The sequence below is a fragment of the Rhodospirillaceae bacterium genome (assembly GCA_002728255.1).
GTDB lineage: Bacteria > Pseudomonadota > Alphaproteobacteria > UBA7887 > UBA7887.
The window spans coordinates 77512-89664 of record PBWV01000034.1; the positions used below are offsets into that span (position 1 = coordinate 77512).

Annotated in this window: 10 protein-coding genes and 1 other RNA gene; 5 read left to right on the forward strand and 6 right to left on the reverse strand. The window is 48.1% G+C overall.

Annotated elements, in window-relative coordinates; genetic code table 11:
• Window positions 1–96 precede the first annotated feature (96 nt).
• The 3 genes from acs (at window position 97) to CMM32_08980 (ending at window position 4859) form a co-directional block, all read left to right on the forward strand.
• Entirely contained in the window at window positions 97–2034 is a 1938-nt protein-coding gene (gene acs / locus CMM32_08970) for an acetate--CoA ligase (GenBank protein ID MBT07026.1), read from the forward strand.
• A 53-nt stretch (window positions 2035–2087) separates the two neighbouring features.
• A complete protein-coding gene (glpK, locus tag CMM32_08975; GenBank protein ID MBT07027.1) occupies window positions 2088–3575 on the forward strand; it encodes a glycerol kinase in 1488 nt (495 codons plus the stop codon).
• 78 nt (window positions 3576–3653) lie between these two features.
• Complete coding sequence (locus CMM32_08980; protein ID MBT07028.1) at window positions 3654–4859, forward strand: enolase; 1206 nt, start codon at window positions 3654–3656, stop codon at window positions 4857–4859.
• A 25-nt stretch (window positions 4860–4884) separates the two neighbouring features.
• Here the strand turns inward: CMM32_08980 and CMM32_08985 are convergent, their stop codons facing one another.
• The 6 genes from CMM32_08985 to CMM32_09010 form a co-directional block, all read right to left on the reverse strand.
• Window positions 4885–5481 (reverse strand): recombination protein RecR, encoded by a 597-nt coding sequence (locus tag CMM32_08985; GenBank protein MBT07029.1) that lies wholly within the window; start codon window positions 5479–5481, stop codon window positions 4885–4887.
• Between the two features lie 34 nt (window positions 5482–5515).
• Window positions 5516–5836, reverse strand: a complete 321-nt coding sequence (locus tag CMM32_08990; GenBank protein MBT07030.1) for a YbaB/EbfC family nucleoid-associated protein — start codon at window positions 5834–5836, stop codon at window positions 5516–5518.
• Entirely contained in the window at window positions 5836–7518 is a 1683-nt protein-coding gene (locus CMM32_08995) for a DNA polymerase III subunit gamma/tau (protein ID MBT07031.1), read from the reverse strand. The genes CMM32_08990 and CMM32_08995 overlap by 1 nt, the downstream gene beginning before the upstream one ends.
• A gap of 77 nt (window positions 7519–7595) precedes the next feature.
• Window positions 7596–7693: signal recognition particle sRNA small type (ffs, locus tag CMM32_09000), an RNA gene on the reverse strand.
• 119 nt (window positions 7694–7812) lie between these two features.
• Window positions 7813–8673, reverse strand: a complete 861-nt coding sequence (locus tag CMM32_09005; GenBank protein MBT07032.1) for a prephenate dehydratase — start codon at window positions 8671–8673, stop codon at window positions 7813–7815.
• An 11-nt stretch (window positions 8674–8684) separates the two neighbouring features.
• The gene (locus CMM32_09010; GenBank protein ID MBT07033.1) at window positions 8685–9440 is read right to left on the reverse strand and encodes a 3-deoxy-manno-octulosonate cytidylyltransferase; all 756 of its coding nucleotides are present in this window, start codon (window positions 9438–9440) and stop codon (window positions 8685–8687) included.
• Between the two features lie 128 nt (window positions 9441–9568).
• Here CMM32_09010 and CMM32_09015 point away from each other — a divergent pair, with 128 nt between their 5' ends.
• On the forward strand, window positions 9569–10111 hold the full coding sequence (locus tag CMM32_09015) for a cytochrome c family protein (protein MBT07034.1): 543 nt from the start codon (window positions 9569–9571) through the stop codon (window positions 10109–10111).
• A gap of 32 nt (window positions 10112–10143) precedes the next feature.
• Window positions 10144–12138, forward strand: coding sequence for a hypothetical protein (locus CMM32_09020; protein MBT07035.1), 1995 nt, complete (start codon window positions 10144–10146; stop codon window positions 12136–12138).
• Window positions 12139–12153 lie beyond the last annotated feature (15 nt).

A 12153-nucleotide genomic window follows, 5' to 3' on the forward strand; every position in this document is an offset into this window, starting at 1 on the left:
GCCTATTTGATAGGTATTATACCGCTGAGTGCTTTTTCAAGAGCGATCCTAGATTATCCTGTTTCTTACCACTATTTGGATGAGAGAACCAATACGATGGAAAAATTAACACACCCTGTTCCAGACAGTTTTTCTGGCTCAAGCCATATTGACCAGAACACATACCAAGAAATGTATAAGGAATCTACAAACGCACCCGAAACATTTTGGGCCAAACAAGCCGAGCGACTAGACTGGATAGAACGGTGGAAAAGTGTAAAAGCTACAAGCTTTCAGCAGGAAGACGTCTCTATCCGGTGGTTTGATGGCGCGAAATTAAATGTTACCTATAATTGTGTTGATCGTCATGCTGCGGCCAATCCAAACCGAACAGCCATTATCTGGGAAAGCGATGATCCAGAAGTCGATAAGAAAATAACATACAGCCAGTTAAAAGATTCAGTTTGCAAGATGGCTAACGTTCTGAAGAAGCATGGCGTGAAAAAGGGGGACCGGGTCACCATCTACATGCCCATGGTCCTAGAGGCGGCCTACGCAATGCTGGCTTGTGCACGAATTGGGGCTATACATTCTGTCGTATTCGGCGGGTTTTCCCCTGACTCCCTTGCCGACAGAATCATAGATTGTGAATCATCTTTCTTAATAACCGCAGATGAAGGAGTCCGAGGGAATAAAGCTATCCCGCTTAAAGCTAATGTGGACCAGGCTCTGGAGCGATGCCCTGATTGTACCAAGGTACTAGTGGTTACTCGAACCGGGGCATCGGTTGGATGGAACACTGACCGTGATCTTCGATGGGAAGACGAGGCCAAAACAGTTCCATCTGAATGTGAGCCAGAACCAATGGAGTCAGAAGACCCCCTCTTTATTCTGTATACCTCAGGATCCACCGGAAAGCCGAAAGGCGTCCTCCACACAACTGCTGGTTATCTGTTATATGCCTCATTAACCCACGAAGCAGTATTCGATTATCACGAGGATGATATTTATTGGTGCACTGCAGATGTTGGCTGGGTAACAGGGCATAGTTACATTATTTATGGCCCTCTCGCTAACGGTGCAACAACCTTAATGTTTGAAGGCGTCCCTAATTACCCCGATGCATCTCGCTGTTGGCAAGTATGTGACAAGCACAACGTAACTATCTTCTATACGGCTCCAACTGCAATCCGTGCTCTTATGCGCGAGGGTGATTCACCGGTCCAGCAAACGAACCGGACAAGCCTCCGGTTACTAGGCACAGTCGGAGAGCCTATAAACCCTGAGGCATGGTCATGGTACCACCAGGTGGTGGGGGAAGGGCGCTGCCCAATAGTAGATACATGGTGGCAAACAGAAACCGGGGGCATCCTTATTACACCACTCCCTGGTGCTACCCCGCTAAAACCTGGATCCGCCACCACACCATTCTTCGGCGTGCAACCCGTCATCGTAGATAGTGACGGGAATATTCTAGATGAGCCTTGCGAAGGTAATTTATGTATTTCTGATTCGTGGCCAGGACAAATGCGCACGGTTTTCGGCGACCACGATAGGTTTATCCAAACATATTTCTCAACATACAAAAATTTGTACTTTACGGGCGATGGCTGTCGCAGAGATGAGGATGGTTACTATTGGATAACAGGCCGCGTTGACGATGTAATTAATGTATCTGGACATCGCATGGGAACCGCAGAAGTAGAAAGCGCTCTTGTCGCCCACCCCAAAGTGGCTGAAGCCGCAGTAGTGGGAGCGCCGCACGAAATTAAGGGGCAAGGCATATATTCGTACGTTACCCTAAATGCTGATCAAGAGCCGTCCGAGGAACTGCGAAAAGAACTTACAAAATGGGTTAGGAAAGAGATTGGTCCAATAGCATCGCCTGACTGGATTCAGTGGTCGCCAAGCCTACCCAAAACTAGATCAGGTAAAATTATGCGGAGAATTTTGCGGAAAATTGCTGCGAATGAACACGAGGATCTTGGAGATATTTCGACATTAGCCGAGCCGGCAGTCGTTGAAGATCTCATAGATAGGCGAATGAACCGATAGGCGGCCGGCCAGAAAGTGGCCCTCACATCATCACCAAAACCTCTGCCACTTCCATGAACGACAAACCTTGCATATTGGCCATCGATCAAGGAACAAGCTCTAGCCGATCACTGGTGTTTGATAGATCGGGGAATATTCTAGCATCCCAACAAAGCGAAGTAACAACAATCCATCCACAGAATGGCTGGGCGGAACAAGACCCAGAGGAGCTATGGGACACAACTTTTCAATCAGCCCACAAAGCCCTTCAGGAGGCAGAGAGCCAAGGGAGCAAAGTAATCGCGATCGGGATCGCAAACCAGAGAGAAACGACACTTGTTTGGAATCGCAATACTGGAAAACCCGTCTACAACGCGATTTTATGGCATGACCGGCGGACCACTGATACCTGTGACAGACTAACGGCCGATGGATGGGAACCTATCATTCAAGAGAAAACCGGCCTTGTACTGGATCCCTATTTTTCAGCTACCAAACTGGCTTGGATCTTAGACAATGTGGATGATGTCAGACCAGGTGCAGAGGACGGGCTAAACCTTTTTGGCACCGTGGATTCGTTTCTTCTATGGAGATTAACGGGAGGAACTAGCCACTCTACAGATGCAACCAATGCTAGCCGCACTAGTTTATTTAACACTGGAACGTCCAATTGGGACAAACAGCTATTAGACATTTTCCGAATACCCGTTCCCTGCCTGCCCACCGTCTGTGATTCTTCCCATGTTTTTGGACAGACAGACCCGACCCTATTTGGGCGTAAAATACCCATACTCGGCATTATTGGAGATCAACAGGCATCCGCGCTCGGGCACGGATGTGTAGAATCGGGATCCGCCAAAGGCACTTATGGAACCGGTGGTTTTTTAATGATAAACAATGGCATAGAGAGATTACAATCCTCCAATAGACTTTTAACCACCGTAGCGTACCGGTTTGGAGGAAAGATGTCCTACGCTACAGAGGGATCCATCTTCGTGGCTGGGGACGCGGTAAAGTGGTTACGGGATGGGTTGAGAATTATTTCAACAGCTTCTGAGATTGAACGACTAGCTCAACTTGCAAAAGACGACGATGGCTTATTCTTAGTACCCGCCTTTAATGGCCTCGGGGCACCTCACTGGGATCCGGACGCCCAAGGCATATTATATGGCATAACAGGCAACACGGCGGGATCACAGGTGGCTCGGGCCGCGTTAGATGCTGTTTGCTACCAAACATCCGACATCGTGGAAGCAGCTCGAAAAGATGGCAACCAACTTGAAACTCTACGAGTAGATGGAGGCATGGCAACCAATGACTGGTTCTGCCAGAGATTAGCTAATATTCTCGACCTGAGAGTAGAACGGGCGAAACTTACTGAAACCACGGCTTGGGGGGCAGCTTTTACGGCCGGCCTCAAAACCTCCCTTTTTAGTAGTCTTGGCCAGATAAAAAGTATTTCTCTGACCGACGGAACTTTTATTCCGTCTATGAAAAACCAACAGCGTTCTGAGCTTTTGAAGGGCTGGGCCAATGCGGTTCAAAAGGCCTCGGTAAGATAGCCATACCCCTGAGGAAACCATGCTATCAGTTGAAACAAAGGAAAGAAATCTTCTATATAGACCCAGGAGAGAGGGAACATGCAAATTTCGGCGGTCGAAACACTGAGCTGCAGCGCAGGCTGGAGAAATTACTATTTTGTCAAGGTGACAACCCAAAATGGGATTGTAGGCTGGAGTGAATACGACGAAGGCTTTGGTTCGCCGGGAGTTACGGCCGTCATCAATAGTCTCTCTAACAGAGTAATAGGCGAATCCGTGCACGACCATGAACGGATTTATTCAGATTTGCACGCATGCACAAGACCAGGCGCCGGCGGTGTAGTCGGGCAAGGTCTGGGTGCTCTCGAAAACGCAATCCTAGATGCCAAGGCCAAATCTCTAGGGGTCCCTTGTTACACTCTTCTGGGAGGCAAAATACGCGATAAGATCCGGGTCTACTGGTCGCATTGTGCCACTTGGCGGATTCAACATCCTGATTTTTACCCTCCTGCAATTCAGNNTCTGGATGACGTAGAGAAAATGGGAAGGGAAGTGCAATCNAAGGGCTTTACTGGNCTAAAAACTAATATTTTTTTATATGAAAACGGTTCAGTTCGGGGTTGGGGCCCAGGATTCTCNTCGCCATTTGCCCCTGANCTAAATGTAGAACGTAACGTTCTCGNGAACATAANAAANCATCTGGAAGCGTTCCGCAAAGGAGCAGGACCCCAAATGGATATTCTTTTGGATTTGAACTTTAACGCCAAAACCGAAGGCTATTTAAAAATATTACGGGCAATCGAAGATCACGATATATTCTGGGTAGAAATTGATAGTCGCAACCCCGCAGCTCTAGCACACATTCGTAGGGCAAGCCGCCACCCTATAAGCTCATGCGAAACTCTTATTGGTCTTGGTGAGTTTCTTCCATACTTTAAGGCTGAGGCGATTGACGTTGCCATTGTCGACACTATGTGGAATGGAGTTTGGCAATCAATGAAAATAGCCTCTGCTGCTAATGCCTATGAAGTGAATGTCGCACCACACAATTTTTACGGCCACCTTTGCAGCATGATGAGTGCCCACTTTGCTGCCGCAACGCCCAACTTGCGGATAATGGAAATTGATATTGACAGGGTGGCCTGGGATAAAGACCTATTTACCCATACTCCTACTATAAAANACGGGCACCTTATATTGGATGAAANACCGGGNTGGGGNACCGAGCCNAATGAAGATGTNCTANAAAACTACCCGCCGCTCCCAACGGGCGGCCTAACGGGCAGAGCTAAACGCGACCATTAACAAATATTTGATAGTGCACGAAGGATCATATCAAGGGGCGGCGGGCCGTCAATGCAGCACCTAAAGTGCCATCATCCAAATAGTCCAATTCTCCTCCAATTGGCACTCCGTGGGCCAATCTAGTAAGCTTAACCTCCGCCCCTGACAATTGATCGGCTAGGTAGTGGCTAGTGGTTTGCCCCTCAACGGTAGCACCCAAAGCAAGAATAACCTCATCCAACTTGTTGACAGATACCCGGGTTAGAAGGGCAGCTATGCTTAAATCCTCAGGACCAACACCATCCAATGGCGACAAAACTCCGCCGAGCACATGATAACGACCCCTGAACACGTGAGCCCGTTCTAAGGCCCATAAACTAGCTACATCTTCGACTACACATAATTTGCTTTGATCCCGCTCTAAATCTGAACAAAGTTGGCAAGGGTCTACGGAATCAAGATTGCCACAGGAGCCACACTTAACGACTGATTTTTCCGCTTCAATCAAATTTCCTATTAAAGGCTGCATAAATTTTTCTGGCTTCTCCAACATGGCTAACACCGCCCGCCTCGCCGACCGTGGACCCAGCCCCGGCAGTCTCGAGAGAGACTGAACTAAACGTTCAATATCGTGTCCAGCCATTAGCCCAAACTCGTTCTATCGCCCAAAAAAAGCATCAGAAAAGCTTCATCCCTGGTGGTAGAGGTAACCCCCCAGTCATACTCTTCATTTCCTCTTCAAATTGGGTATCGGCCCGCGCCTTGGCATCAACACAAGCTGCAACAACCAAATCTTCGAGAACCTCAATATCCATGGGATCTGCCAGCGCAGGATCGATCTTTAATTTTTTCAACTCCCCCTTACCATTGACTGTTGCTACCACCATTCCCCCCCCTGAAGAGCCCTCGACCTCCGCCTCTTGCATTTTAGCCTGCATATCCGCCATTTTACTTTGCATAGCCTGAGCCTGTTTCATAAGCTGCCCTAGGTTTTTCATCATTGTGCTTCCTCACCAATCGACCCATTTTTTTCTGAAATATCACGAACGGCAGTCACTTCGGATTCAGGAAAGTTGTCTAATAAGGCCTGGACACGAGGGTCTTTAGTAGCCTCACGTTTATCTCGCTCCTCCTTATCTAACTTCTGCTCCATTAAGGTTTTCCCACCACCAATATCTGCAAGCTCCACTACCCATTTCCGGCCTGTCCACTCCCTAAGATGCCGGCCAACCAACATCGCAAGCTTCGGCAAGGCGTCCTCACCGACTTGGATTACGATATGCCCTACACTAAAGCTCACTAGACGTACGCGGTCCTGCAAACAAGCATATAACCTCATTTCGCCGCGATCCGAAAATAGCTTCACCACACCATCGAAACTGTCTGGACACTGTTTTACAACTCCGCTCTCTGATGTCACAGTCTCCGTTAGCACCCGTCGGTCCGTATCAGCCATGTCTCCCTCAGCAGGGTCTACAGTGGCACGCAATTTCTGACCCCCATGAGTATCGCCCGCCCCCTCAATTCTTGTGACAAGCTCGGCGGGATTTGGCAAGTCTGCTGCATGAGCCAACCTGACCAACACCATCTCAGTTGCCTCCAGGGGGGCTGACGAGTACTGAACTTCACCGTGGCCCTTAAGTAGTATCTGCCAAGCCTTTGTCAAATCCGAAACGCTAAGTTTCGCGGCCACGGCCTTTCCTCGCTCAAACTCCACCTCGGGGAGCTCTTCTACTGCCTCTGTATTGGTTTCCAACTTGAGGTTAGTCAACCAATGGACAACCCTTAACAAGTCCTCAAGCACAACCAATGGATCGGCACCTGCACCATATTGACTGCGTAAAGTAGAAAATGCATCACCCACTTCGCCCTGCATTACTTGTTCAAAAAGATCAAACACCCGGGCTCGATCCGCAAGGCCTATCATATTCCTGACTAATTCCGTCCCTACTGGCTCATCGCCCGCGTATCCAATCGCCTGATCAAGAATGGACAAACCATCTCGCACCGAACCATCTGCAGCCCGCGCTATTAATGACAGGGCAGTAGAATCGGCGGCAACAGATTCCATTTTTAGTATTTTCTCAAACTGTTCAATCAAAGCATCTGCCGACACCCGCCTGAGATCAAACCGTTGGCAACGCGAAATCACCGTCACAGGTATCTTGCGCACTTCCGTAGTCGCGAAAATAAATTTTACGTGAGGAGGCGGCTCCTCCAGGGTCTTGAGGAGGGCATTAAATGCATTGACCGACAGCATATGCACCTCGTCAATGACATATACCTTGTATTTCCCCTGCACCGGCCCATATCTAACCCCGTCAATAAGTTCTCGAATGTCATCGACACCGGTCCGGCTCGCAGCGTCCATCTCAAGAACATCGGGATGATTGCCCAGAGAGATCGCTTTACAATCAGCGCAGCCATCACANGGCTCAAATGTCTCCGTCTCAGCACCTTGCGGCCCGGCAGAACAATTTAATGCTCGAGCAATTAGGCGGGCGGTGGTTGTCTTGCCAACACCCCGAACACCAGTAAGAAGAAAGGCATGAGCCAACCGCCCCATATTAAAGGCGTTGGCAAGAGTCCTAACCATAGCCTCTTGACCTATTAAATCAGCAAAAAAATGAGGCCGATACTTCCTTGCCAATACGGTATAACCGCCCTGTGAAGAACTCATTTTCTACTGCACACCCTTACTACTCAAAGTTATTATCCCCGCCTNGGCCATCTTAGAGTGTTCTTCCCTAAGCCGCGAAAAAGGAGCCGGCAGCAACCCAGAAAAGCCTCGTTACGGCTGCTTCCTTCCGGATCTGACCGGGTTACCGAGCCATCTGCCCACCACCGAACTCCCAGGACACTATATCATCATTCTTCACCAGGGGCACCAAAACCCATAGTAACTATTTTCACTGCACACAGAGAAGCCGTCTTGCCTTAAACTCACCACAAAAATTCCTTGGGCTAAAATCGGCTACCTTTGCGGGCCTCTATTTCGGTAACTATCCGCAAAATATACCCCCAGAATGGTGACTGTTCTGGAAAAGAAACCTAGCTCTTCCAGTGCGAGCCTTACCGATGTATCAGTTGGATGCCCAGCCACATCCGCATAAAATCTAGCAGATGTGAAGGAATCGACCCCAAGGTAGCTCTCTAGCTTAAGCATATTGACACCATTTGTAGCAAAACCACCAAGAGCCTTGTAAAGCGCCGCAGGTATATTACGAACCTCAAAAACAAAGGTCGTTATGATTGGTCCATCTTCTGGGTTCGGGTCTATCGGTTCTTTAGACATAACAGCAAACCTAGTCGTATTGTGCTCAGCGTCCTCAACATTCTCTCGTAATATATCAAGATCATAAATCTCCGCAGCTAATCGNGAAGCTATCGCCCCATGGCGCTTATCACCTGTTTTGCTGATTTCGGCAGCAGCTCCTGCCGTATCAGCAACTACTCGCGCTTTGATCCCAAGGCCAGAAATCAGTGATCGACACTGAGCTAGAGCATGCATATGACTATGCACCTCGGTAAGATCTCTAACCGAGCCCCCTCTGCACCCAAGCAAGTGGTGGTTGACGGGCTGGAAATGCTCTCCAATGATATGCAGCTTTGAGCCAGGCAATAGGCGATGAATATCGGCCACCCGGCCGGCAATAGAATTCTCGATTGGAATCATTGCGAAGGCTGCTCTTCCCTGCTCTACAGCGGCAAAAGTTTCCTCAAATGTTGAACACGGAAATGGCTCCAAGTCTGGATATGCCCCCCTGCACGCCATATCAGAGTAGGCCCCTTGAAGACCTTGAAACGCTATTTTCTTATCTGAACGCTCTGCCATTCGCTCCCCACTTACTCGTCGGCCCCGAATATCCGTCTCACCTTGGCCAAATCAGCTGGGGTATCTACGCCTAGAGGAACGTCATTCACTCGGGCCACATCTATCCGCATCCCGGCCTCCAGAGCCCGCAACTGTTCAAGTTTCTCTCGCAACTCCAGACTGCTGGGCCTCAACCCAACAAATTTGACCAAGGCGGCACGCCGATATGCGTATATCCCTATATGATGCCACAAATCCCCAGCCCCAGCCGGTGCAACAGCGCGAGTAAAATATAGCGCTCTCGCCACCCTCGTGGCTTCTGTATCTCCCAATGCGGCAATAACCTTAACTACATTTGGATCGTNCCGTTCCTCCTTATCCTGGATCTTAGCTGCCAGAGTGGCTATGTCTACCTCCGGATCTCGCAAAGGCGCCAGCACAGCTGAAATAGCTTTTGGCTGTAAATTAGGCAAATCTCCCTGCAAATTAACTATCTTATCAAAGATGCCCTTGGGATCAATTTTTTCGAGTGCCTGAAAAACACGATCAGACCCTGAAGGTAGGTCGGGGTTGGTCAAGACCGCCTCGCCTCCCGCATCGTGAACCACATCTACTAGTTCCACATTAGCACATGCCACAATAACCCTGCCAGCATCGGCCTCCACTGCCCGACGCCAAACCTGCACGATCATTGGAGCATCACCTATCTTTGCCAACGGCTTACGGGGCAATCTACTTGACCCCAAACGCGAGGGAATAATAATTAGTACTGGCTCAGCCTTTTTCACAATTTATACCCTTTATCCCCGCTGATAAACGCTGGNGCTCCTGATCACTATAAACTATTAAGTATTACACTTTTTCATAAAAAACCGATAACGTCTTTGTAGACAGACAACGAAAGAATGTAAAAGCCATGNCGGCAATAGAAATCAATAAATATATAGGAGCGGCCTTAACCACGGCGCTTTTCCTCATGCTCGTAAACATGCTGGCTGACAGCATATTTCGTGGCCACAGCAAAACGGCCGGTCCAGCTTATACTATCGCAACAGTTGAGTTTGCGCCGAGAGATACAGAGCCTGCCGCAAATAAGGNCCCAAGTCTAATCGTATTACTCGCCAACGCTGATAGCGATTCGGGCAAAAAAATAAGCAAGAAATGTATCGCCTGTCACACATTTTCTGAAGGCCAAGACTCTAAAATTGGCCCCAATTTATGGGATGTTGTTGGCCGTGATATCGCGTCAGGAACGGAGTTCCCATATTCAAATGCATTACAAAATATAGAAGGAAAATGGGACTTCGCTGAGCTTGATAAATTTTTGACCTCTCCAAAAAAATATGCAAAGGGTACCAAGATGGCCTTTCCGGGGATCGGGAACCCCTCAGATCGTGCCGATGTGCTTGTATACCTAAGAAGTCTTTCCTCAACGCCTACAGACTTGCCCGAGAACTGAATTTCAACCACTTTTATTGAAAGGGAAGATACATGCTAGGAAGGCATCTGAAAAAATTCCTTTTGATAATGCTCTGTCTTTTAGCCCTAACGTCACCTTCAAGGGAGAATAGTAGTGCAGAAATCCAAAAATCACATGCTTTATCAATGTATGGAGACATTAAATACCCGCCAGGTTTCACTCATTTTGATTACGTGAACCCAAATGCTCCAAAAGGGGGCTCTGTTCGGTTGGCAGCCATCGGCACTTACAACAGTTTTAATCCTTTCATAATTAAGGGAATCGCCGCAACAGGATTATCGATGATATATGATGGGCTTTTGGAAAGCTCCCAGGATGAGGCCTTTACAGAGTATGCAAGACTAGCGAAATCCATTGAGATGCCGGAAGACAGGTCGTGGGTAATTTTTAATCTCCATCCCGAGGCTCACTGGCATGACGGTATGCCTATAACGGCAGATGACGTTATCTTTAGCTTTAACATTTTGATGGAAAGTGGAAATCCTTTTTACAAGGCTTACTATGGGGAGGTATCGAAAGCAGAGAAACTTAACCCTCATTCTGTTAAATTTAGCTTTGGGCAAAACGTTAACCGTGAACTACCTTTAATAATGGGACAGTTTACAGTCCTACCCAAACATTACTGGGCGGACCGTGATTTTTCGCAAACGACTTTGGAACCCCCGCTTGGGAGTGGGCCGTATAAAATAGATTCTTTTGAACCAGGGAGATCGGTGACATATAGCCGTGTTGCTGACTATTGGGGGAAAGACCTACCCGTTAATAGGGGCCGCTACAATTTCGACAAAATAAAATATGATTACTACCGAGATTCGACCATCGCAGTTGAGGCCCTAAAAGCCAATGAGTATGATTTTCGGAATGAGAATATCGCTAAGAACTGGGCCAGCGCATATGACATTGCGGCTGTGAAGGAAGGGCGCTTAATAAAGGAACTTATTGCCCATGAAAGCCCCACTGGGATGCAAGGCTTTTTCTTTAATCTTCGCCGACAACAGTTTGCTGACCCTTTGGTAAGAAGAGCTTTAATGTTTGCATTCGATTTCGAGTGGACTAACGACAACCTCTTTTATGGTCAATACACTCGGACAACGAGCTATTTTTCTAACACAGAACTAGCGTCCAGCGGCATCCCTGAAGGCAAAGAACTTTTACTTTTAGAAAGATTTCGAGATCAAATTCCCGATGCCCTGTTCAGCGAACCCTATAAAGTGCCTACTACTGATGGTTCCGGGAATATACGGGAAAATCTCCTGCGGGCCACGGCGCTCTTAGCAGAGGCAGGTTGGGTGATTACAGATGGCTCCCTAAAAAATAGTGAGGGGACTCAGATGTCTATCGAGTTCCTTCTAGTGTCCCCTGCCTTTGAGCGGGTTGTAGCACCTATGGTACAAAATTTACAACGTTTGGGAATTGACGGGAGCATTCGGATCGTCGATACCGCACAATATCAAAACCGACTTGATGACTTTGATTTTGATATAATAGTCGTCGCCCGTGGCCAGTCGTTGAGTCCAGGAAATGAACAACGAGGGTATTGGGGGTCAGACTTTGCCGATGCNGCNGGNAGCCAAAANTTCANNGGAATAAANANTCCGNTCNTNGANTCCNTAATTGAATCTCTNGTCTCTTCTCCAGATAGNGANAGCCTAGTAACTNCCNNCCNAGCACTNGATCGNGTCTTGCTCTGGGGNNANTATGTAATTCCNCATTGGCACATCAGAAGTTTTCGGATGGTCTACTGGGATATATTTGGCAAGCCGTCAATATCTCCAAAATATGGAACCCCATTCCCAAACACCTGGTGGTATGACAACGGCCAACACCGCGCCGCAGAGGTTACCCCTGTAAGCAACCTCTCGGAGGCGAAAGAACCCCCAGATACAATTGCCCCCGAGCACCTAGCTAAACAAGAGCGCGATACAATGCTATATTTAGCCTTTCTAGGCATTANNATAGTGGTAGTAATGCTATATATTAGGCGTCGTTTTTTTAGGTCGTCGTAATACCCTACAGAATCC

Excerpts from the sequence above, each read along its gene's own strand:
- acs (MBT07026.1), top strand. The coding sequence starts at position 97 with ATGGAAAAATTAACACACCCTGTTCCAGACAGTTTTTCTGGCTCAAGC.
- CMM32_08985 (MBT07029.1), bottom strand. The coding sequence starts at position 5,481 with ATGGCTGGACACGATATTGAACGTTTAGTTCAGTCTCTCTCGAGACTG.
- CMM32_08990 (MBT07030.1), bottom strand. The coding sequence starts at position 5,836 with ATGAAAAACCTAGGGCAGCTTATGAAACAGGCTCAGGCTATGCAAAGT.
- glpK (MBT07027.1), top strand. The coding sequence starts at position 2,088 with ATGAACGACAAACCTTGCATATTGGCCATCGATCAAGGAACAAGCTCT.